25 protein-coding genes are annotated in these 21,475 nt (G+C 38.0%); 2 read left to right on the plus strand and 23 right to left on the minus strand.

The features are described 5' to 3' along the window. Positions 1-228: 228 nt before the first annotated feature. On the minus strand, positions 229-1,620 hold the full coding sequence (locus JYB65_RS07970) for a sigma-54 interaction domain-containing protein (protein WP_206582117.1): 1,392 nt from the start codon (positions 1,618-1,620) through the stop codon (positions 229-231). 312 nt (positions 1,621-1,932) lie between these two features. Between JYB65_RS07970 and JYB65_RS07975 the strand changes: the two genes are divergently transcribed. Further along, on the plus strand, positions 1,933-2,250 hold the full coding sequence (locus tag JYB65_RS07975) for an ArsR/SmtB family transcription factor (RefSeq protein ID WP_206582118.1): 318 nt from the start codon (positions 1,933-1,935) through the stop codon (positions 2,248-2,250). Positions 2,251-2,490: 240 nt separating this feature from the next. Here the strand turns inward: JYB65_RS07975 and JYB65_RS07980 are convergent, their stop codons facing one another. The 11 genes from JYB65_RS07980 to JYB65_RS08030 all read right to left on the minus strand — a co-directional run bounded on the left by JYB65_RS07980 (position 2,491) and on the right by JYB65_RS08030 (position 12,188). Further along, positions 2,491-2,979, minus strand: coding sequence for an HD domain-containing protein (locus JYB65_RS07980; protein ID WP_206582119.1), 489 nt, complete (start codon positions 2,977-2,979; stop codon positions 2,491-2,493). 90 nt (positions 2,980-3,069) lie between these two features. Continuing rightward, a complete protein-coding gene (locus JYB65_RS07985) occupies positions 3,070-4,215 on the minus strand; it encodes a 1-propanol dehydrogenase PduQ (protein WP_206582120.1) in 1,146 nt (381 codons plus the stop codon). Positions 4,216-4,633: 418 nt separating this feature from the next. Further along, positions 4,634-5,392 (minus strand): AAA family ATPase, encoded by a 759-nt coding sequence (locus JYB65_RS07990; protein WP_206582121.1) that lies wholly within the window; start codon positions 5,390-5,392, stop codon positions 4,634-4,636. 209 nt (positions 5,393-5,601) lie between these two features. Beyond that, complete coding sequence (locus JYB65_RS07995; RefSeq protein WP_206582122.1) at positions 5,602-6,174, minus strand: SF0329 family protein; 573 nt, start codon at positions 6,172-6,174, stop codon at positions 5,602-5,604. A 64-nt stretch (positions 6,175-6,238) separates the two neighbouring features. After that, on the minus strand, positions 6,239-6,625 hold the full coding sequence (locus JYB65_RS08000; protein WP_206582123.1) for a reverse transcriptase-like protein: 387 nt from the start codon (positions 6,623-6,625) through the stop codon (positions 6,239-6,241). A gap of 80 nt (positions 6,626-6,705) precedes the next feature. Then, entirely contained in the window at positions 6,706-7,920 is a 1,215-nt protein-coding gene (locus JYB65_RS08005; protein ID WP_206582124.1) for an S-layer homology domain-containing protein, read from the minus strand. Positions 7,921-8,056: 136 nt separating this feature from the next. Then, the gene (gene rlmH, locus JYB65_RS08010) at positions 8,057-8,536 is read right to left on the minus strand and encodes a 23S rRNA (pseudouridine(1915)-N(3))-methyltransferase RlmH (RefSeq protein WP_206582125.1); all 480 of its coding nucleotides are present in this window, start codon (positions 8,534-8,536) and stop codon (positions 8,057-8,059) included. A gap of 50 nt (positions 8,537-8,586) precedes the next feature. Beyond that, on the minus strand, positions 8,587-9,396 hold the full coding sequence (locus JYB65_RS08015; RefSeq protein WP_206582126.1) for an MBL fold metallo-hydrolase: 810 nt from the start codon (positions 9,394-9,396) through the stop codon (positions 8,587-8,589). 17 nt (positions 9,397-9,413) lie between these two features. After that, positions 9,414-10,142, minus strand: coding sequence for a two-component system regulatory protein YycI (gene yycI / locus JYB65_RS08020; protein ID WP_206582127.1), 729 nt, complete (start codon positions 10,140-10,142; stop codon positions 9,414-9,416). Between the two features lie 42 nt (positions 10,143-10,184). Continuing rightward, complete coding sequence (gene yycH, locus JYB65_RS08025; protein WP_206582128.1) at positions 10,185-11,612, minus strand: two-component system activity regulator YycH; 1,428 nt, start codon at positions 11,610-11,612, stop codon at positions 10,185-10,187. 30 nt (positions 11,613-11,642) lie between these two features. Next, entirely contained in the window at positions 11,643-12,188 is a 546-nt protein-coding gene (locus JYB65_RS08030) for a hypothetical protein (protein WP_206582129.1), read from the minus strand. A 185-nt stretch (positions 12,189-12,373) separates the two neighbouring features. On the opposite strand from JYB65_RS08030, the gene JYB65_RS08035 reads away from it, so the two are divergent. Beyond that, on the plus strand, positions 12,374-12,925 hold the full coding sequence (locus JYB65_RS08035) for a ribonuclease H family protein (RefSeq protein ID WP_206582130.1): 552 nt from the start codon (positions 12,374-12,376) through the stop codon (positions 12,923-12,925). Here the strand turns inward: JYB65_RS08035 and JYB65_RS08040 are convergent. From JYB65_RS08040 to JYB65_RS08090, 11 genes are all read right to left on the minus strand, one after another. Then, a complete protein-coding gene (locus JYB65_RS08040) occupies positions 12,909-14,051 on the minus strand; it encodes an aminotransferase class V-fold PLP-dependent enzyme (RefSeq protein ID WP_206582131.1) in 1,143 nt (380 codons plus the stop codon). The genes JYB65_RS08035 and JYB65_RS08040 overlap by 17 nt on opposite strands. A gap of 157 nt (positions 14,052-14,208) precedes the next feature. Further along, the gene (locus JYB65_RS08045) at positions 14,209-14,763 is read right to left on the minus strand and encodes a hemerythrin domain-containing protein (RefSeq protein WP_206582132.1); all 555 of its coding nucleotides are present in this window, start codon (positions 14,761-14,763) and stop codon (positions 14,209-14,211) included. A 15-nt stretch (positions 14,764-14,778) separates the two neighbouring features. Next, positions 14,779-15,408 carry a hypothetical protein gene (locus tag JYB65_RS08050; RefSeq protein WP_206582133.1) on the minus strand — a complete coding sequence of 210 codons (630 nt, stop codon included), beginning with the start codon at positions 15,406-15,408 and terminating at the stop codon, positions 14,779-14,781. A 25-nt stretch (positions 15,409-15,433) separates the two neighbouring features. Then, positions 15,434-15,625: a DUF1858 domain-containing protein gene (locus JYB65_RS08055; protein WP_206582134.1), complete on the minus strand. Its 192-nt coding sequence runs from the start codon at positions 15,623-15,625 to the stop codon at positions 15,434-15,436. Between the two features lie 312 nt (positions 15,626-15,937). Then, positions 15,938-16,645: a DNA alkylation repair protein gene (locus JYB65_RS08060; protein ID WP_206582135.1), complete on the minus strand. Its 708-nt coding sequence runs from the start codon at positions 16,643-16,645 to the stop codon at positions 15,938-15,940. A gap of 9 nt (positions 16,646-16,654) precedes the next feature. Further along, positions 16,655-16,933: a hypothetical protein gene (locus JYB65_RS08065; RefSeq protein WP_206582136.1), complete on the minus strand. Its 279-nt coding sequence runs from the start codon at positions 16,931-16,933 to the stop codon at positions 16,655-16,657. A gap of 22 nt (positions 16,934-16,955) precedes the next feature. Then, positions 16,956-18,128: a DUF362 domain-containing protein gene (locus JYB65_RS08070; RefSeq protein WP_206582137.1), complete on the minus strand. Its 1,173-nt coding sequence runs from the start codon at positions 18,126-18,128 to the stop codon at positions 16,956-16,958. A 27-nt stretch (positions 18,129-18,155) separates the two neighbouring features. Next, positions 18,156-18,629, minus strand: coding sequence for a methylated-DNA--[protein]-cysteine S-methyltransferase (locus JYB65_RS08075; RefSeq protein ID WP_206582138.1), 474 nt, complete (start codon positions 18,627-18,629; stop codon positions 18,156-18,158). A 24-nt stretch (positions 18,630-18,653) separates the two neighbouring features. Beyond that, on the minus strand, positions 18,654-19,193 hold the full coding sequence (locus JYB65_RS08080) for a SprT-like domain-containing protein (RefSeq protein ID WP_245156623.1): 540 nt from the start codon (positions 19,191-19,193) through the stop codon (positions 18,654-18,656). Positions 19,194-19,293: 100 nt separating this feature from the next. Next, the gene (locus JYB65_RS08085) at positions 19,294-19,674 is read right to left on the minus strand and encodes a GntR family transcriptional regulator (protein ID WP_245156624.1); all 381 of its coding nucleotides are present in this window, start codon (positions 19,672-19,674) and stop codon (positions 19,294-19,296) included. 41 nt (positions 19,675-19,715) lie between these two features. Further along, a complete protein-coding gene (locus JYB65_RS08090) occupies positions 19,716-20,129 on the minus strand; it encodes a GntR family transcriptional regulator (RefSeq protein WP_206582139.1) in 414 nt (137 codons plus the stop codon). Between the last annotated feature and the right edge of the window lie 1,346 nt (positions 20,130-21,475).

Raw genomic sequence — 21,475 nt, forward strand, 5'->3', positions numbered from 1 at the left:
TATGTAAACTTAATTTTGTCATTCGCCCCATAATTTCTGTTGTTCTTTCTTGATGAAATAGTAATACGCAAATCCTGTGCCAAATAAAAAAAACGGCTCTATTTCAACCTTCTTATTGAAATAAAAACCGTTTATGGAAAAATTTATAGTGTAATTAGCGATATTTTATTTAAAATAGCAAATATTTTTGCATTTATACGCAAATATTTTTGCATATTTCCCGAAATTTTATATTTTATACTTTTTTAGTTTGTGTTGAAGTGTCTGTCTTTTAAGACCTAACGCATCTGCTGCCTTGGAAATATTCCCGCCCATTTCTGCCATCGTTTCCTTTATAATGCTGATCTCCGTGCGCTCTAAATATTCATCTATTGTCATATCTTCATAATCATATTCCGACTTCCCTATACCCAAACTACGGGAATTCGGCAGCTGAAGCAAATCTTCCGTTAAGACATGTTCCTTATCCGCCAGTGAAACAGCCGACATGATAAAATTTTCAAGTTCTCTCACATTTCCCGGATAGTCATAGTTTTCAAGCTTCCGAAGAGCGCCTTCCGAAGTCATCCAAACTTCTTTTTCAAATCGAGCATTATGCTTTTCGAGGAAATAATCAACTAGAATCGGGATATCATCTTTACGCTCCCTGAGCGGCGGAATAGAGATATTAATGATATTGAGCCGATAAAACAGGTCTTTTCGAAGACATCCGTTTTGCATCAGTTCCTCCGGTGTTTCATTGACGGTCGCAATAATTCGCACATCGATGGGGATGTCCTTATTCCCCCCTACCCTTCGTATGTAATCTTCCTGCAAAACTCGGAGAAGCTTGCTTTGAAGCTCATAAGGCATCGCACTGATTTCATCTAGCAGCAGCGTTCCTCCTGTTGCCTGTTCAAATAGCCCCGGCCGGTCAACCGCACCTGTGAATCCGCCTTTCGTCGTGCCAAATAAAATTCCTTCCAACAAGCTCTCCGGCAAGGCGGCGCAATTTTGAGCAAGAAACGGTTTTTCTTTTCGGGCACTATTAAAATGAATGCTCTGCGCAATTAATTCCTTGCCTGTTCCCGTTTCTCCGTAAATAAAAACAGATGCGTCGGTTTTAGACGCCTTACAGGCAATGGAAAGGGTCTGTTTAAGCCGCTTATTTTCTCCGATCAAATCCTTAAAGCTGTATTTTCGAATTTTAGGTTCCGTAACCTTATGTCTCGGAATAGTTTCGGCCTGTAGTTCTAGGATGGTATTGGACAATTTTTTTATATCTGTAATATCCTTCGATAATTCTACTGCCGCTATGACCTTCTCGTTATCATCTAAAATCGGAATGGTTGTATTGACGGTACTGATTTCTTTACCGTATCGATTTAAATAAGTCTGTGTTTTGTTCAGCGTTGGTTCCCCATATTTTAATGCTCTCCGCAGCGTGCTTTGCTCCTTCGGAATGTGCGAAAATACAAGGCGAAAAGGCTTCCCGATGACGTCTTCCCGTTCCATTTTTTCAAGAGTAGCCATCGCTTGATTATATACAATGCTTTTTCCGTCCGCGCTCACAATATGGATACCCTCATCGATAATGCCGGCCAATTCCTGAACGATTTTTTCAAATTGTTTTGCGTTCATCTTTCCTCCTTAACCCAATGGATTTTTCAATAAGGAAATATTCTAATAATTCTATAGTAACATATATTCGAAATAGTGCAAATATTTTTGCTGCTATTTCACCTATGGCGAATACATGCTAAAATTCTACATATATTGACAAGCATATTCTAATCGTGTAAACTGTATATTGTTAATAGGCAATACTTATATAAAAAAAGCCTCTGCGAGGCACTTTTTAGCTCGCATTCGCTCGCGTTTTAACGGTAGCTTTTTATGATACTCCGTCATATCGCAAGCGATAGTTCCTACGTAATAAAGAAGGAGAATCCTATGAGACTTAGAAAAGAAACAGATGAACTTCAAGAAGAAGAGATCCTTTTAATCGCAAAAGTGTCCGATGCTCTCGCACACCCTGCCCGGATTAAAATATATAGACATATCATGAAATGCAACCGAGAACGGGTTGCCGTATGCAACAAAGATGTTGTCGCTGCTTTTGATTATTCCCAAGCGACGATTTCTCAGCACATAAAAAAATTAGTTCAAGCGGAACTCATTCAAATTCAAAGCAAAGATAAATTTTCTTATTACTATGCAAACATCGGCATCCTGATGAAGTATTTAGATGCAACGAAGAAATTTGAATAATCGCCATAAAATCGGAAGCCTGACTCAAAACAGCTTGAATATTTCTAGATATCCAGTAGCGACGGATCATTTTGAAGAATGACCATTTTTTCAAATTTAGCACACAAGGTTTTCAGCGAGCACGAAGTGCGAAGAAAAGTACTGTTTGAGCGCACAGCGAGTTTACTTTTCTATCTGAAAACTGTGAGATAAATTTCTGAAAAAATTCATTCTGAAAACGTATCCGGAGATACTGACTATCTAGAATGCAGACTTTTGAGACAACCCCTTTTTTAATAATCTAGCGAGACGATCCTGTTGTTCCTTTCGAGGAAACGTATATCCATATTGATGAAAATCCAGAACGTCCGCATCTTTCACAATTTCCTCCAACGGCGATCCGACTTCACTTTTATTGCTATGGTTTTTAACGGTAATCGCCAATTCCAGTATCTGCTCTTCATTGAACAAACCGGTTCCTCTTAAAAACTCCTGTACCGGAAGATATCCGGCCTCCGCATGCCCAGCTTGTTTGCCGGTCACGATTCGTCCATAGTCATGAATGGCACAGGCACAAGCCGCCATAATGGGATCTACGCCGCGTTCTTCTGCCAGGATATAGCCCAGTTTCGCACAGCTTGAAATATGTACCCTCTCCCAATCAATAAAATGATCTCTTTCCGGCACAATTTTTTCATATTTATCGATTTCTTTAAGCAGTGCACTTTGAAGTCTTAAAAGTGTGTGCATTTTCCATCCCTCCAATTATTTTTCTATATACCTATAATAAAAGAGGCTTTCCGTTTAGAAAAGACCTCTTTTGCAAAATTTTTATTTCATTTATTTTTGACCCATCAGCTTATCGAAAAGACTTGCTAGGTCTTCTTTGGAAACGGGTCTCGGATTGGTGGTTGTACAAATATCATTCATGGCCGCTTCCAGAATCTCTTCCTTCATCGACTGCGCAAAAGCGATATCTGCTCCAAGTTCTTTGAAATCGGTAGGAATCGTCAATGATTTTTGCAGACTCACAATATTTTGAATCAAATTATTGACTCCAATCGGCACGGTGGTTGCGTGTAAATCCAGCAGCTTCGCAATCCGCTGATACTTTTTTGCCGCTCTTTCAAACTCTTTATTGAAACCGTTCTTTATATTGGCATTGAACTCCACAATATAAGGTAAGATAATGGCATTGCTTCTTCCATGTGATATATGAAGCTTCCCGCCGATGCCGTGTGCCAAGCTGTGGGTGATGCCAAGCCCTGCGGAATTAAAAGCCATTCCGGCTAAGCAAGATGCGTTGTGCATCTTTTCTCTGGCTAATAGATTGTTCCCATTTGCAAATGCTTCCGGTAAGAATCGGAAGACTAAGGTGATTGCCTTTTCTGCCAGTGCGTCGGAAAAGTCTGTTGCATCGGATGATACATAGGCTTCTATCGCATGAGTCAGGACATCCATTCCGGTATCTGCCGTGATGGTCGGAGGCACAGAAGCAACTAGCTCCGGATCGAGGATCGCTACCATCGGCAGTAAAGACTTATTCGCCATTGCATATTTCAAGCCTTCTTCCTTATTGGTTATAACGGAATATTGGGTTACCTCAGAGCCTGTCCCGCTCGTAGTCGGAATCGCATAACATTCTTCTATTTCAACCGTGATATTTGAAAGATTTTTAGAAAACTCTCGGATGGCCTTTGCTCCGTCAATGGAAGAACCTCCTCCGAGGGCAATCATAATCTGGGCATTACAATTTTGAAGTGCCTGAATACCTGCTGCAATAATCTCAACAGATGGGTCCGGCACGATGTCACTGAATACGCAAACCTCACAGCCTACCAATTTTTCTTTTATTTTATCTACCATCCCAGAGGTAACCATGAATTTGTCACACACAATCATGACTTTCTTATTTTTTATTTCACTTAATCTATTTAAAGATCCTTCTCCAAAGAAGACGTTTGTACTGATACTAAATTCTCTCATGGATTATCTCCCTCCTTGTTTACATTGAACGCTGCCTTACGGCGACGCCGTTTCAATATTTGCGTTCATTATACCATATCAAGTGCTTTGATTGCTATTTTTTTCACAATTTTTAATACCTTATTACGAATACTCTTATTTATAATACACTTTTATGTATCAATCATACCCTAAACTTAACTTAAGATCACTTGTTTATAATGTAATGTCTTTATTATATAACAAAATAAAAAAATTAAGCGAAAAAGTAAAATCAATAAAGAACGGTATCTATTTTAGTGTTTTTGCATTACCGTTTTAAGCTCTATAGTTGAATTATAAACCTTACCCTTTGGGGGAATGTCAACAGATATTTTGACTATTTTTTGTCATTTAATGTTTAAATGCTATTTTAATCAAAAATAAAGCAACCATCTCTTCAATCTTCCAGCAGATATCTTAACATTTTTTCGGGATTTTCCAGAAAACTTCTTGTTAACTGATAGTGTTCTGTCTGCCTATATGAAACGGCTTCCATTCCAGTCTCGGTTAGTTGATAAATTTTTGCATTTGGAAAGGCTATAAGGATAGGAGAATGCGTTGCAATAATAAATTGAGAATTATTTTTTACCAAATTATCTATTTCTGCAATTAAAGTTAATAGCCTTGATGGAGAGAGCGCTGCTTCGGGTTCATCAAGAATATACAGCCCATTTCCTCCAAAACGATTTTGAACTAGGGCAAGAAAACTCTCACCATGCGACTGTTTATGTAATGATATTCCACCATAACTTTGTAATAACGGTACTTCTTTATCCAGCTCTTCAATGTTAGTTGCTACATTATAAAAACTTTCTGCTCGCAGAAAAAAGCCATCTTTTGCGTACTTGGATCTAGATACTGTTAGATAATCGCATAATTCGGAATGGGTGTCGTTCGTAGAAAAAGTAAAATTTTTAGTTCCCCCTTCGGGGTTAAAGCCGTATGCAACTGCTATCGCTTCTAATAATGTTGATTTCCCAGTCCCGTTTTCACCTACAAAAAATGTCACATCATTTTCAAAACGAATAACATTGTCCTTCATAAGATACTGCACTATTGGTAAATGATATAGATAAGAATGTTCCTCTATATTTTTATTTAGAAAAATGCTATCAATAAACTTCCGTTCCAAATTAATTCTCACCTCTTGTCGCATAAATTAGCTAATACCCCGTTGCCAATGCTGATTCCTATGGATAATAGAATGGTTAATATTGTCTTGTTAAATACGACTCCATTGTATCTTTGCGTGGTAATATTTTCAAGGTGGATTTTTCATTAACTAAGCTATCTATCTAATAAAAAAGCATTCAATCCATTTTGATTGAATGCCATTATTTATTCGTACTTATTTGCAGCGGGATTTTAATTATATTGTGTACGGCGTAGATCGTAAAAATACTGAACAATCGGGTGCTTTAACTTCATTTTTTCCTCTATACTTAAAATTTTCTTTTTCCCCATACGTCTGTCTATCAACGCAAAAATATTTAATAACATATCCTTACTCTCAAGATTGTTTTCTATGGAATCCGACAAAAAAAGTGTAGCCGCAGAATAAAAATCAGATTTACACAGTGCTGTCTGTGCCGCCATCAAGTCCTTCGCATATACTGATTTTTTGCGCTCTCTTGTAATCACTTCCAGTCGTTCATCAGGAACTAAATCGCCCACATCTTTTCTGACCATTGCAAGATCTTCCTTATTAACAGGAAGTTGTATATCCGTATTATTCTTTATTTCCTGTTCAGTCTTATACCACGGAAGCATGGCATTGCCCTCACTCATATTGAGGACTTCCATTTTATCTACGGTTATATAACACCGCCCTGATTTATCCGGTAAATAACGATAGCCTGTTGCACAGTATTCCACCTTACCCACTAGTGTAGGACTAAGGAAGCTCTCGAGATTCTGTTTTATTTTACTCCATGCCATGTGTTACTCCTAAAACCTTTTTGGGCATTATCAGAAACATGCCTCATCAAGGTACTTCTCTCGATTACCCCTGTAGTACTTCATTCCATTTAGCCAATTCTATATGATTTACACTAACATTTTTGATAACAACATTTTCAAACTTGGATAGCTCTTTTTGTACTTTCTTTACCATATCTTGAACATCCTTATTTTTTGTTGTTGATGTTCCTCGAATTAATTCACACAAAGCCGCATCATTAACCGTAACGGCTATCTCTTTACCTTTAAATTTTTCTAATTTCTTTAATAGCGTTAACAATGCAACTTCTCCTACGATTGCTGGTTTCTTATATTCCATTATAAGAGATTCTTTAGATATCAGCTCTTGATCCTCATAGATACTGTATCGAACCTCTATATCCTCACCTTCGTACAAGGATGAAATTCCTGCTAAATACGCTTTGATCATTAAAATACCTCCGTAATTTATGTTTCTCATTTTCCTGTTTGTAATCTTTATCTTTATTATACTACAAACTTCTTAATAATCTACCAATCGGTATCATTAAAAATATTTGACGTATTATAATCCACCATCGCATCTCCACCAACTTCTAAACTAAGCTCATAGATTTGTCCTGGTCTTGATGTATCAACACTATAAGATGCTGTTACTGTTCTACTATCTGGCTGTACGATTTCTAAAGTAAAACTAATTTCTGCGCCGGCTTTTACTTGGTCTGCAGTTAAACCGTTTACCTCATATATTTTTGTATCCGTCGCACCAACTGAAACAGTAGGGTCTGCCAGTCCCGTATTGGGGTCTAACTCGGAATAATAAATAAGAATTCCTTCTTTTGTTGAGCTCATGATAACGGGGTGCCACAAAAATCCGCTAGGTAAATCAGGAAAGTTTACGGAAACGTAGTACTTTCCATCTTGACTATAAATTTTTGTTTGTGAAAATGCTTGATAACAGTATTTCTTTACTTCCGTCTGAACCATTTGTCCTTTCGAATTTGTGATACTTGTTGAGGTTTGAAGCTTCTCGGTATCCACCGCTACTCTTGAACTTTTATCTAACAGTCGAAGAATCATTGTTGCCGCTTCGGCACGAGTTCCTTGTTTCTTTCCTTGAAAGCTACCATCGCTGTATCCGGATATTAAGCCTTTGATGTAAGCTTTTGCTACGTAGGATATATATTCTGTAGAGTTCGGAAAATAGGTTTGATAATCCGTCAATACATTTTCGATTCCTGCAACGCTCACATCTGGTTCTTTTTGCATTTTCCCATTTATTCTCACTAGTATTCTAGCCATTTCATTTCTTGTAATTGGTTGATCTAATTCTTCTTTAGATGATGGCATTTCATAATCATTAAGCACCTGTTTGTCATAGGCTACGTTTAAAATCCCACTACACCAATGAGTGCCTTCCTCTGCTGTTGTATCAATCATAGGATCTACTGCCAGCATAGCTATTTTCAGAAATTCTGCACGGGTGATCGTCTGGTCAGGTTTAAATGTCCCATCTTCATAACCATTAATAGCTTTCAAAGCAACTAATTTCTCAATATTAGTTTTTGCCCAGTGGTTGGAAATATCGGTTAGCGCACCTGTATCCATTTGCTCTGTAATCGCTGTAGTACTGCTAGCTACACCTAGATACTTTTGTGACGTGTCTACATCCGCATAAGACGGAATCGCAATGGATGAAAGAATACACACTATTACCCCTATTGAACAAATTTTTTTTCTTAACATAAAAATAAGACACCTTTCCTATTCAAATTATTTTTCACATCCCTATTCTAAGCGTATAATCTTATGAAATTAAGAAAAAGCATCCACCCATTTTGATTGAATGCTTTTATTCCTTGACATTTTATAGATTTTATCCTCACTTGTGATAGTTTTCATTCTTCATAATCTTAAACGCCCGGTAAACCTGTTCCAATAAAATCACTCGCATCATTTGATGCGGAAACGTCATCGCAGAAAAAGACAGCTTGAAGTCTGCCCGCTGACTTACTTCGTCCGACAGGCCCAGCGATCCGCCGATGACGAAAATCACTTCGGATTTGCCCTCCAGTCCAAGTGCCGACATCTTATCGGCAAGCTTTTCAGAGCTTACCTGTGCACCTTTGATTTCAAGGGTGATCACATAGGCTTCTTTTTTGATCCGCTTTAATATATTCTTTCCTTCTGCAACCTTGACCGCCTCTTCTTCAGCGGCCGAAGCATTGTCCGGAAGTTTCTCCTCTTTCAATTCGTCTATTGACAATGTACAATATCTGGATAAGCGTTTGCTGTACTCTTCTATTGCGTTTGTCCAATATTTTTCTTTCAGTTTGCCTATACAAACAACCGTTATATTCATACCCTGCTTATCCTTCCGGCTTCTATAAGACCTCTCTATAGCTTTGCTCTTTATACTTCGTACACCAAGCTGATTTCATCTTTAATGATCGTATGTATTTGAAGATTACTTCCCAAATAATGTTCGGACTCTTCCAAAACATTCTTGATGGTCTGAAACGCCATCTCCGGAAAATTATTCTCCCTGCTTAAATGCGCCAATAAAATTCTGCGCTGCTTTTTTTCTCTTGCCTGCTTGCAGTCATCCAATATCTTGCAAATGCATTTGCCTGCCATCGTGTTGGATAAATGTCCTTTATCCCCGAGGATTCGCTGTTTTACACTCCACGGGTATCGACCCATTTTAAGCATATTCTCATCATGATTCGCTTCTAATGCTAAAATATCTGCGGTTTTCATCTCTTGAAAAATCTCTTCGGTGATATAACCGGTATCGGTTACCACCGTAATTTGTTTTTCGTCCGCAAAAAAAGAAAATCCAACCGGCTCTGCCGCATCGTGGGAAATCGGAAACGGTTTTACCAAAATATCGCCAATCATAAAAGCTTCGCCCGTTACGAAGGTTTCCTGCTGCAGTGGGTTTACTTTTCCTTCTATCGCCTGCCACGTTTTTTCATTGGCATACGCCTTGATCCCGGAAAGCTTCTTGGTAATTACTTTCAGACTTTTAACATGATCAATATGCTCGTGTGTAATCAAGAGTGCTTTTACCTGTTCTTCAGGAGTCTGGGTCGCGGATAAACCTTCTATTATTTTTTTACCGCTTATTCCGGCATCTACCAATATGCCGGTGCATTCGCTTCGTATTAAATAACTATTTCCACTGCTTCCACTGGAAAAAGAGCAAAAACTCAATGTCATATTCTTTCCTTCTTTCTCTAGGTCTCATAGGCTTCAATATATTTCTTTTGACCGTCATTATACGTAATTTGCCATGCCGGGAATGCTGTATCGGATACCAAAGCCTCCCCGTTAAAGCTAGACTCATTGATCCAAAAAACCAAGGTCATCTTTTCAATAATTATTCTATCATTGTTCTTTTTCTCACTGATGAATATGAGCAGCGCTTGCTCCGGTGAGATAATTTTTAACTTTTTCTTACTTTGTTCAATCGGGGTTAGCCAATGCTCCGTTACATCTTTCAGGTTCCCGTCTTCATATTTACATTCTATGGGACTGTCTTCAATGAGGATACCCCTATAGCAAGCTTTAAATCTTACAATGGTTTCACCGTCCTGCTTAAATACCCCTTCTAACAGGATATTTTCATTCATCAAGCCGCAATCCTCTAAAAAGCGGGTGGCGGATTCTTTATACTCCGTTTCCCCTGCCTGAGGTGAAACATTATAAATGGTTCGAAATAAATTCGCCTTGATCTGTTCTTCCCGGTCATTATCATATTCTACAGTTACTGCCGGTAATTTATCATACTTCGTCGGCAGCTTTGTTTTTACAAAAATATTTTTATCTGCAAGCACGGAAAAAAGAACAGTTTCATCCGTCTCCTGCTTCCCCAGATAATTTTTATCCAGATAGGTAAACAGTAGAAAAAGGTTTGTCGCTATTAATGCTATGATTAAAATATTTTTTGCCTTTGACCAATCCATGTATTACATCATCTCGTTTCTTATGATTTGATAAAACAATTTTTATTCTAAAGAATATCCAAGCCAATCCCCATCATATAAATCCATAAAGAATCGTACACCGTCTATTTCAACAATCCACGCCGGTATCAGATCTTTGGGTTCTCGGTCTGTCAGCGGTCTATAATAACCAATATACAGACCATCAATATCATTTGCAAGCTGTTCAAACGATATTTGCTTTTGCTGCTCTTTTTCCGATATTAAGATTCCTTTTATATTTTCAAAATTCAAAGCCAGCATATTAATGGCCGTCTGCTTTTCCGTTTGAGGCGTTTGCTTCTCGGACTCTTCGTCTACTGCGATGAAGTTTCTTCTAAAATAGGAGACCTGACCATTGGTTACTTCTATTGTGAGAGGAGCTTTATACGGATAATAAAGCTTATTTCCGTCAACAGTAAAACTAAACACAAATCGGAAATCATTCTTCTCGCCGGATATAGAAGATACCTCTGTTAAATACGGCTTAAGTTCTTTTCCGTTTACTGTCTTAAAACCTCCATGTGAAGCGACGAAACTCAGTGCAGTGTCCAATGCATCGAAAAAGGAAACTTGATTCGTATCGATGTTCTTTTGTTCTTCTTTGTATTCTGCACTCCCATCCGGACTGATGATCAGTATTTTCTGCCCATATCCATACATGAAAATAACCGTGCCGTTTGACTCTTCTAATATTCGGACAAAGTCAAGGCTTTCTCCGAAAAAGGTTTGAGCAAACGTATTTATAATTTCCTTTTCACCTACATTAAAATCCTGTTCAAAAGGCACCGTCTTTAAACTCGTCGGAAGTTCAATAGGTATCAGTGTTTCATTTGTACTTTCTTCACCTAGATAAATTTTCAGCGGATAATACGTTGTATTTTCCGTATTGCTGGCGATATCCTCAAAGGAAGTAAAATTGTTTTCCGAATCGCACCAAATTCTAAAATACTTTTTACTCGCGCCGTCGTAGATAAATACGCTGTCTTGCCTTCCTTTGGAAAAGCCCAATTCGGACAATGTACTGATATTATTAAAGCCCAATGCCTGCGTAATGCCGTACCGGCCGCAAAAACCGCTGAAATTTATATTATAGTTAAACACTGCACGAATAGAAGGATATTCCATAACCTCTTGGTATTTTTCCTTTGGAATTTCATCGACCAATAGATTCTGCTGCTTGGAAAATTTTTTGAACGTACTGATGATTTCAGGGAACTCGTCCTTTCCGACGGTGTAATTGCCGTTTCCCATGGAGATAATAATTTCTTTCGGAACGATCACATCTTCAGCCAGCAATTTTTTAACAGGCGCATTTTCATCCAAAAAATTGAAATCATCCAAGCTCGAATCGCCCCACAAAAAATATAATAGTAGTATTGTTGTAAAAACCAATACTACTAAGGCTATATTTTTTGTCTTTTCAATTATATCTACACTTACTCTTTCCATTGTATTTTATCTTCCCGCCTAAGGCATCCTTTAATCTCCACCAAATATTGATTTAAGCAAATTCTGTAGAAAAGTTGCCGTGCCCGACGAAGACGAATCAAAGAGATCTGCGGAATCTGCAGCTTTACTCTTAACCAGTACATAGTTGACACCGGTGTGCGTAATTTTCCCCTGGAATATGGTATCGACTCTTATTCGATATACACCCGGCGTAATATTCTTTTCTAATTTCTTCGTATAAAAACTTAAGTTGTTGGTCGATGTAAAAGAATCGCCATCCAGTACTAAACGACTAACACGTTTTCCCGTGAAGGTGCCGTCTTGGATCGCTTTCATATCGCTTTCGCTTAACGGATAAGCCGTACTATCTATACTTTTCTGTTCTTCGGTGACCGTAACCTTGATCGTTTTCGCTTTAGTTAATTTAACGGAAACAAGGAGATTCGTAGAGGTAACCGTGCTGTAGGATACCGGATTGACAATCGCAACATCCGGATCAACAGATGCAAAACTCATCGCTGTGCTGCTGAAAATTAACGTCAATATTAAGATAAACACAGTCAAACAACGCTTCAAAACAAATCCTCCCCCTTTCCTATTTTTTGATATTTTTATGGTATAATACACCAATCTACTTTGTTAGTATACATCATTATTATTACAACCGTGTTACACACGTTTTAAAATGCTTTTACATTTACTTGCGCCACAACTTTATTTCATGCATAATAGTAGTATTCTACATGGGGAGAGATTATACTATGGCAATTTTAAAAATATATACAGACGGAGCTTGTTCCGGTAATCAAAATGAAATTAATATCGGCGGATGGGGAAGTATCTTAGAATTTGGGGAACATCGAAAAGAACTATTTGGAGGAGAATCCAATACAACCAACAATCGGATGGAACTGATTGCCGTTATTTCTGCATTGGAGGCCATAACAAAGCCAAACCAAACGATTCAAATATTTTCTGACAGTTCTTATGTCATGAACTGTTTTCGGGAAAAGTGGTACCTTGGCTGGTTGAAAAATGATTGGAAAAACGCCAGTAAAAAACCCGTTGAAAATCGAGACTTATGGGAACGCCTCTTAGCGTTAGTCAAGGACCACCATATTTCTTACTATAGGGTAAAAGGGCACGTAAATCTGAACAGTAAAAATACAGATTTTCACACTCTCTATAAAAAGTTCATTGAATGGAACGGTTCCTCTTTTTCTTTTGAGGATTTTAAATATATTACAGAAATGAATAACCTCGCAGATGCACTGGCCAATAAAGGCATTGATCAAATCAGAGCTTCTGTGTAATCCGAAAGACTGCCTCAATGGCAGTTTTTATTTCTTTTTTGGTATTAAAAGGGCCTACACTTAATCGAACCGCACCCGTTTCCCACGTTCCTATCGTCTTATGGGCAAGACCCGCGCAATGGAAGCCGCCGCGGCTGGCGATACCGTAATATTCATTTAATTGATCCGCTACTTGTTCACAGCTTTTTTCTTTGATGTTAAACGTAACAATCCCGGCCTTTTTGCTGCAATCTTCCGGCCCATAGACAATAACTCTCTTCATGTTCCGAAGGCCTTCGTCCAAAAGGGCGGTCAATTCTTCTTCATAATTTCTTATCGAAATGACTCCGATCTGCATCAATTTTTCTACCGAATATCCAAGGCCTATGATTCCCGGTGCATTTCCGGTACCGGATTCAAGCCCTTCCGGGACATCCTTTGGTTGCTTTCTGTCCTTGGATGCCGTTCCGGTTCCTCCTTGGAAAAGCGGATCTAACTGAATATCTTCCGCTACATACAATACTCCTGTACCCATCGGCCCTAGCAGTCCTTTATGCCCCGGCATAGCCAACAGATCAATATTCATTTCCACTACATTGATGGGCAAAACGCCGGCACTTTGTGCCGCATCGACCATAAATAAGATACTATTTCTGCGCGCAAGCTGCCCGATTTCTTTAATAGGCATGATCGTGCCCGTCACATTGGACGCATGCGTACATACAATCAGCTTCGTATTTTCTTTGATAGAGGCTTTTATATCTCTGATATTGACAAATCCTGCTCTGTCACAGGGAATAATAGTATGTCCAATGCCCTGTTCTTCTAACGCTTTTAAAGGTCGTAATACGGAGTTATGCTCCATCGCCGTGGTGATGACATGATCTCCCTGTTTCAGAATCCCTCTGATTCCTTGGTTTAACGCTGTGGTCGTATTGGAAGTAAAAACAATCCGTCCGGGATCTGCAATATTAAATAACTTAGCCAAACCTTTTCGGGTCTTATAGATTTCTTCCCCTGTTTTCATTGACATATAATGTCCTGAACGTCCTGGATTCCCGCAGTAGTTGGACATGCAATTTGTCATGGTTTCTATCATGCCCGGCATTTTAGGGAACGACGTTGCTCCATTGTCTAAATATATCATCTTACCGCTCCAAACTTTTATTTAATTTACACGAGGGGTAGAAAGCTACCCATAGTCACTATATGCATTTTTTTCCCATTATGTGCTATGAAGTATAAAAATTTTATAATTTTTTTGCAGATGTTATATTTTCAGTATGCCAAAATAGGCAGGGTCATTATTTTACTTTTTCTTCAAATTCTCGAATCATGTCAATATACTTTGCTTGTGTATTTTTTTCTTTTGCTTCTTCTTCAAACCGGTTGCATTCCTGCTCAAGCTTTTCCTGTGTTTCCGGTGACAAGTTTTTCTGTGCAAACTGATAAACCACATTATCTTCTTTATCGATATGCCTGTAAAGCAAATGCGTATACGAAATGGCATTGGCAATGACATCCAGCCTAGCCTCGTCATCTCCATTGATTACGTTGTTTAACGCGATTTCCAATTCCTGCATATAGAGTCTGCCGAGATCATGCTCCACAAACATGCCATTACGGACAACCTTTTCTGCAGTCGGGCCCAGCTCGTTCAGCATCCTGTCGAATAGCAATTGTTCTTCTTTCCCATGGTGATGCTTGTCCGCATAATTTCTTACAAAATCAATCAATATAAAGAAATCTGCATAATCAATCTCTTCATTTTTCAATACTTTATAACAGTATTTTCGAATCACAGAAAGCATTCTTTTAATATTTCTGTGTTCTTCCACCATCAATTCGATGTAATTCATACGCGTCACTCCTTTCTAGCTTCTTATGATGCGGTGTGTTCCATCGGTAGATTTGCTATATTTAAAATGAGAATTCAATGTTTCTATAAAGGAAGACACCCACGCCTCACGCAAATCATAGAAATTTTTAACATCGCCCTGCACCTGCTCCCAATAAGGTGCATGAAGGCAGGTGGTAATCTCCCAACTGATCTCATTCGGATCATTTGATAGAACGGCACTTGCCCGATCGCATGGCATCCCTTCCAGAACGAAATCATGAACGGCATTGTACAGTCCTTCCGGTGTATCCGGCTGTTCCGTATAGGCCAGCGCCGCTTCTTTCCCCTGCGCCTTAAAAATTTGAATTAAATCTTCTTTATAGTTTTCTTTTTCCGCTATGATATGGGTAATCAAAGCGGCTTGCCTTAATTCGGCACTTTTAATCCGTTCTTGCAGCCATCCATGAATATTAGACGTATCGATGACTTCTTCCAGTACCTCATTTCCTGTGGGCTTCCCATATGTCTCAATGCCTTGCTGTACCCACTGTTCAACAGGTAATCCATTCGTTTTTGCCCATTGAATTATTTCTTCTTCTGCTTTTTCTGCCCATATGATTTTATTATAGAGCCAATAATGTATTTTTCCTAAAAATAGACTCATGCTTTCTTCCCCCCATTATTAGGTCTTATACTGCTTTGTTCAAATTTTCGATGAGCTTGTCAAGATCAATGCCATGAACGGATGCTGCTTCCTCCAAGGTTTCTGCCTGTGCGGAAGGACACCCTACACAGCCCATACCAAACTCCATTAATACGCCAACTGCTTCTCTATGATTTCTTACCACTTCTCCAATGGTCATGTCTTTTGTAATTGCCATAATTATACCCTCCATAAATAAAATAAATTTTTTCTGACTTCCTCATTTTCAGCAGACTATTTGCAATGTACTGCTAATTTAATAGTATCCGTAACTTTATGCAAATCATACACTTGAGGATGGACTGATTTGATAATTGAAGTATATACCATAAGACGGAAATTTATCGTTGTAAATACAACACAAATAAAAAAAGAGACGAACAGCAAATGCTGTCCGTCTCGGCACAGGGATGTTTTATTTGATTCCATTCTTGTCTCTGTGGTACTCCTTCTTAAAGGAGAAACCTCTTTTATTTTGATACTCTTTGCTTTATTTTCTTTTTAGCGAATGTAAGTACGCTTTCTCTTCTTTCGTTACGCGGTAAGATTCTTTTATTTTTTGAATCGCTTTATTATATGCGAAATCATCCAATTTGTTATTGCTCTTTTCGAAAAAAGAACGGGTGATTTCCGGAAATTTCACATAGCATAAGGATAGGGCCCAAGCGACTGCCATCTTTGTATAATACCCTTCCTGTTGAATTCCTTCTAAAATCTCAATATCCCGTTCTATATGTTCTTCATCAATATAGTAGCACATCAGCATGACAACACCGAAGCGAACAAAAAATTCCCGCTCATCGGTTAAATAGGGCTGAATAAACTCCCACATCAATGGCCCATTGTCTTTCGTAAATTTAAGACCTGAACAGAACGTATCGCATACGGCCCAGTTATCGATTTTAAAAACAAATTTTTTGATGTACTCCATTCTTTCACTGGGCGTTACCTTTATGATACCGATTAAAATTCCCTGAAGAAGAAGCTCTTCGTGATAGAGTGAGGCTTTTTCTGTGTGTTCCAACTCATCGAAGTATTCCTTATAGTCTTCCTTTGCCATTTCTTTTGCCAGCTTCCGCAAAGCCGGAAGCCGAACACCGATGGCATTTTTTACGCCGGGTACAATTTTATCATTAAATTCCTTATAGCTTTGCTCCGCCTGATTTTCAAGGCGCTCTCGTACTTCTTCTCGTTTCATCGTTGTTCCTTATATTTTCGTTTTAATCCCTTTCATCATTTCTTCATAAGAAGCTTTCTCTTTTTCACACTCTTCCACTGCCCTGGCCTTCTCTGCTAAAAAGGTCTCTTCCAACGCTCCGGCTTTGAACAATTCTAAAAAATGATCTCCGATCTCTTCCTTCAAAGTTTTTATTTTTTGTTCTTCTTTTGCTACTTTTGAGTTTAATCTTGCAAGCTCAATTGCATCGGATGTTTTATCCGCTGCGGTCTTGGCCACTTCACCAAATTTTTCGAACAAACCTGCCATTTCATTACCTCCATAATACTTTCTATATTTTCCAATTTCGATCGAACATTCTCGCCAGCCTTGGCGTTTTTACTTCAATCGCCTTCTGAGGACACATTTCTTGACAACAATAACATCGAATACACGTCTTATAATTATATGCCGGATATCCCTGCAAAGAAATCGCTTTTTCTGTAAGCGGACAGCTATCCACGCAAATACCGCATTTTACACATTTCTCTTTGATAATAACAGGCTTTTTTTCCAGCAATGGCTGCATCGGTTTCAACATTTTAAGCTGCATCTTACTATCGCCGCCTCTATATACATCAAAATTAAAATTGCCATATTTCTTCGATACATCGTCTATCGTCAATATACCTTCATCAGTCAATACGTCGATCTCTTCTTCAAGCATCGTACCTACCCCATACTCCTGTCCTCGTTTATTGGTAGGAACCAACTCAGGGTTCAGGCCCACCAATCCGCAGAATACCGTATCCAACGCAATCGGATCTTTCGATAGCAACATCATGTTCATTGCAATAGGGGTTCCCGATTGAGGTCCGTTCCCTTCCATCGCGATAATACCATCCATGATATTTAACCGGGGTCTTACAAAATTATTTAAATCGGCAATCATTTTAGCAAAGCTGTCTGCATCGGTATACTTCGCGTGGAAGGCCCCTTTATTTAATCCGTATACGGCACCGAACATGTTTTTAGTTGCTCCGGTGATCCGCTCCAATTGATGTGTTTTCATCTTGCAGATATTGACGATACCATCGCAGTCAAGAATCGCATTGCTAATGATAAAGTGTTTTTCTGTCAATCCTTCTTCATAAACGATTTCTTGTCCCGAATTAAAATCACCCAATTCTATTTTCAATTCATCCGCTACTTCTTTGATACCGCAGCCGGAAGCTACTCGTGCTACTCCGCCGATGGGATTTCCTGGGGAATCTCCATAATATAAATTTTCATAGCCTGCCTCTTGAAGCAATTTTCCTACTGCTTTAAATACGGCCGGATGTGTGGTTACTGCTTTTTCAGGCGCTGCCTTTGCAAGCAGATTTGGCTTTAATAGTATTTTTTCTTCTTTAGAAAAAATGGCCTCTATCCCCCCCAGCAAGCGGATTCCTTTTTCGAGTGCCGAATCTACCTGTTCCTGTTCATAAGTTCTACAGACTACCAGTGCTACTTGGCTTTTCTCCATATCCTACTCCCTTTTCATTTTCTTCCTTTATTTTTTAAAAGCTGCGCCTTCTAATTCAAGTAATTTGATTTTTTTATCCACTCCGCCGCCATAGCCGACCAATTTTCCGTTTTTGCCGATTACTCGATGGCAAGGAATAATAATGGAAATCGGATTACGGTTATTGGCTAGGCCAACTGCTCTTGCGCCTTTCGGACACCCTATTTTTTGAGCGATATCTAAATAAGATACGGTAGCTCCATAGGGAATCTCTTGAAGAGCCTTCCAATCGCGTTTTTGAAAATCCGTTCCTTGTGGTGCCAAAGGCAGATCAAAATTCTTTCGACTGCCCGTAAAATACTCCTTTAACTGTCTAACGGCTTCTTTTAATAACGGGCTTTCTTTCTGTACGGAGTTTTCCGGTGCATTCTCTTCACCGAAAAATAAATCCGTAAGAAACCCATTTTCTTCTGCTATACCGATTGTTCCCACTATCGTTTCATAATAAAACAAATTTTTCATCAGGTTGTTCCTCTCCTCTATTATTTATTTTACTCTTTGTAAATTCCCTCCGCATTTACATCTGTAATGGTGAGGATATTTAATAACCGGAGACAGTCTTGTCCGTGCAATCTTCGCTCCGCAGTTTTTGCAAACAACGATATAATTTTCTTTTAACGGACGGGAGGCAAGATTTTTTTCAAGGCCCAATTCTTCTGCACTTCCGGTTCTTTTTATTTGGTAGCCAAATGCAGTATTCCATTTTTGCGCGTACGCTTTCCAGATGCTCCCATGATTATCACACCTCGGGCAGGTATGCAGCAGTTCATGGGCAAGTGTTTGTTTAATCAGCTTTTTATCGCAACAAAGCAAACGATGAGAAAGCTCTATTTCAAATTCTGTTTTCAAACCGCATTTAATTTTTTTGCAGCACCCGAATCGGCTTTTAGCCCTTTTATTTATAATAACCTTTTGATGGATATTTCTTGAAAACGGTATGCCCAAGGCTGCCGCTTCTTCCAACACTTCTCCAAACAATTGGTTGATTTCCATTTGACTCCATGGCGTTTGACATACTTCTGCCATTTCCTATCACTCCTGACCGCTCATTCTTTTGATCAAATTATACCTTATTTTTTGTTGCCATTGTAAATTAAAGCCAAAAGAGATTTTTTCTCCGTTGGCTTCATTCGCTCTCCTTAAAAGAATAAGGTAAAAATTCAATTATTTCTTCTTCTTTATAGCCTAAGCTTTTCATTTGCTTGATGAAAGCTTCGGTTATTCTTCTCGCTTCTTTAAAGCGTATACTTTCTATCAACAATTTATTCTTCGTTACATAGCGCCCCGCAGTTCGTTCTGCATGCAGGATTTCTTCCCGCTCCAGTTCCGCAAATGCTTTTTGCATGGTATTGGGGTTTACACCAAACTTGGAAGCCAGCTCTCGGACCGAGTTAATCTTTGCTCCCGGTTCCAGCTGTCCCGATATAATATCCTGTTTGATTTTTGCCATTAATTGCAAATAGATCGGCATGCTTTCATTAAACTTCATTTCTTCTGTATTGGTCAAGATCGTCTCTCCTCTTTTTACGGCGATTAATCACTCGCCCTCTATGCCGTTTCTTCCTGCGCTTCTGTTTTAATCGGTCCTGCAAAAAGTTCTACCAGTTCTTCCGGCTTTATTGCTAGATTCCGGAGCTGTGCTACAAATTCATCCGTTATTTTTCTTGCTTCCATGTTTCGTATACTTTTGATCAGCAGCTTATTTTCTGTTACATATCTGCCGGCCGTTCGATGAGAGCGCAAAAGCCCTTCCTTCTCTAAAGCCGTAAGCGCACGTTGAACGGTATTGGGGTTCACTTTATACTTTTGCGCTAACTCTTTTATCGATTGAATTTTTTCATTGGGTTGCATCATACCGGAAATAATATTTCTTCTTATTATTTCCATCACTTTGATATAGGCCGGTAGATTCTCTGAAATGCCATTATGTACTATCTCTGACTCATTTTTATTTTTTTCCATTTACTACATGCCCCCCTGACTTTTATTCACAAAAGTTGTACTGTCTCAATAGTACAATAATACAGTAAATTTTACTTGTCAACATTTTTATTTTTTTCCCTTTAATAGAAATCGCCGTTTGTATGATTTAATCAGTACAATACTACATTGATTTTTCGCGATTTAATTTAAAAGTAATTTATTTTTTCTAAAAAATCTGTTGCATTGTATTATTTAAACAGAACAATATATAGCAGATATAATTTTAATAAATACTTATTTTTCAATACTATACTATAATTTTTTTCTCCTAAATAAAATGTAAACTCTAAAATTTTTGATTTGTTTTAATTTTTCATGTTTACGCAGAAATTTCATATTTTATGGAGTCAAGCTGAAATTTTGATCTGAGTTCAACTCAATTTCTTCTTTTTTTCTTGAAAATAAAAGTTTTTATTATTCATCTCTGACCTCTGCCTGCAAAAATGCTTACGTTTTACATAAAAATTTTGTCTTTGTTTTATTGTACTATTACAATGATACAATTCTGCTTTTTCTATCTTTCCTTCCTTTTGTATTATTGTATTTTTTAAATAGTACAATTTTACTTTTATCTATTATTGAAATTTGAACGGGTACATGCGATTCTTTAGCTGAAATTTTCAATTTGTTTCGTTCTATTCATTAGCACGTGTCTATGAAATTTGTATTTTCAAGTGTTGATTTCAGCTGTTATCCTGCTTGAATAACCCCTCAAAGGAGATTTACAAAGCCTTTTACTCAACAATTCGCCTTTTTTCTTATTTCTATAGAAGCGGACTGGTTCATTTTGGTCTAATTTTATCTTTATTTTTTTACTTTCCGGCTTATTTCAGACTTTTTCATTTGCATATTGTAATATTGTATTATTTAACTGATACAATATTTATATTTACATTTACCCCTGATTCTTGCATCAAAATTGCTTAATTTCGGAGTTTTCAAGGTGTATTTTTATTTACGGTTGATTTTAAGCCTGTTTTTTTATGTAGTATTGTATTATTTAATTAATACAATATTTGTTTTAATATAAGGCTCTGTTCCGTTCTTTTTTCAATAACTATCCCTATTTCTTAAGTCTCACTTTTGTTTTAAACTTTTATTATAGGGGGATTGCTCCGATGCCAAGGCCACTCTGTTCTGTAACTGCTATTTTAGTAAACTTTCATCCCTGATAATCCAAAGGTTGATGTGAAAAAATAGGTTGACCGTGAAATTTTCACGTGAAATAGTACAGCTTGCTGTTTCAGCAATATATTACAAAAAACGCTCTTCTTCCTCTTTGAGTAAATAAAAATAGAAAATTTTAAAATAAAAATGAATGAGGT

This window comes from Clostridium aminobutyricum, assembly GCF_017255415.1.
In the GTDB taxonomy this organism is placed as follows: domain Bacteria; phylum Bacillota; class Clostridia; order Peptostreptococcales; family Anaerovoracaceae; genus Aminipila; species Aminipila aminobutyrica.

Coding starts and splice junctions, on each gene's coding strand:
- JYB65_RS08040 (WP_206582131.1), bottom strand. CDS start 14,051: ATGATATATTTAGACAATGGAGCAACGTCGTTCCCTAAAATGCCGGGC.
- JYB65_RS08055 (WP_206582134.1), bottom strand. CDS start 15,625: ATGGCAATTACAAAAGACATGACCATTGGAGAAGTGGTAAGAAATCAT.
- JYB65_RS08000 (WP_206582123.1), bottom strand. CDS start 6,625: ATGATCAAAGCGTATTTAGCAGGAATTTCATCCTTGTACGAAGGTGAG.
- JYB65_RS07980 (WP_206582119.1), bottom strand. CDS start 2,979: ATGCACACACTTTTAAGACTTCAAAGTGCACTGCTTAAAGAAATCGAT.
- JYB65_RS08075 (WP_206582138.1), bottom strand. CDS start 18,629: ATGAAAAATTTGTTTTATTATGAAACGATAGTGGGAACAATCGGTATA.
- JYB65_RS08005 (WP_206582124.1), bottom strand. CDS start 7,920: ATGTTAAGAAAAAAAATTTGTTCAATAGGGGTAATAGTGTGTATTCTT.
- JYB65_RS08070 (WP_206582137.1), bottom strand. CDS start 18,128: ATGGAGAAAAGCCAAGTAGCACTGGTAGTCTGTAGAACTTATGAACAG.
- JYB65_RS08015 (WP_206582126.1), bottom strand. CDS start 9,396: ATGACATTGAGTTTTTGCTCTTTTTCCAGTGGAAGCAGTGGAAATAGT.
- JYB65_RS07990 (WP_206582121.1), bottom strand. CDS start 5,392: ATGCGACAAGAGGTGAGAATTAATTTGGAACGGAAGTTTATTGATAGC.
- JYB65_RS08045 (WP_206582132.1), bottom strand. CDS start 14,763: ATGAATTACATCGAATTGATGGTGGAAGAACACAGAAATATTAAAAGA.
- JYB65_RS07970 (WP_206582117.1), bottom strand. CDS start 1,620: ATGAACGCAAAACAATTTGAAAAAATCGTTCAGGAATTGGCCGGCATT.
- rlmH (WP_206582125.1), bottom strand. CDS start 8,536: ATGAATATAACGGTTGTTTGTATAGGCAAACTGAAAGAAAAATATTGG.
- JYB65_RS08060 (WP_206582135.1), bottom strand. CDS start 16,645: ATGAAACGAGAAGAAGTACGAGAGCGCCTTGAAAATCAGGCGGAGCAA.
- JYB65_RS07985 (WP_206582120.1), bottom strand. CDS start 4,215: ATGAGAGAATTTAGTATCAGTACAAACGTCTTCTTTGGAGAAGGATCT.
- JYB65_RS08050 (WP_206582133.1), bottom strand. CDS start 15,408: ATGAGTCTATTTTTAGGAAAAATACATTATTGGCTCTATAATAAAATC.
- JYB65_RS08035 (WP_206582130.1), top strand. CDS start 12,374: ATGGCAATTTTAAAAATATATACAGACGGAGCTTGTTCCGGTAATCAA.
- JYB65_RS08090 (WP_206582139.1), bottom strand. CDS start 20,129: ATGGAAAAAAATAAAAATGAGTCAGAGATAGTACATAATGGCATTTCA.
- JYB65_RS07995 (WP_206582122.1), bottom strand. CDS start 6,174: ATGGCATGGAGTAAAATAAAACAGAATCTCGAGAGCTTCCTTAGTCCT.
- yycH (WP_206582128.1), bottom strand. CDS start 11,612: ATGGAAAGAGTAAGTGTAGATATAATTGAAAAGACAAAAAATATAGCC.
- JYB65_RS08065 (WP_206582136.1), bottom strand. CDS start 16,933: ATGGCAGGTTTGTTCGAAAAATTTGGTGAAGTGGCCAAGACCGCAGCG.
- JYB65_RS07975 (WP_206582118.1), top strand. CDS start 1,933: ATGAGACTTAGAAAAGAAACAGATGAACTTCAAGAAGAAGAGATCCTT.
- JYB65_RS08080 (WP_245156623.1), bottom strand. CDS start 19,193: ATGGCAGAAGTATGTCAAACGCCATGGAGTCAAATGGAAATCAACCAA.
- yycI (WP_206582127.1), bottom strand. CDS start 10,142: ATGGATTGGTCAAAGGCAAAAAATATTTTAATCATAGCATTAATAGCG.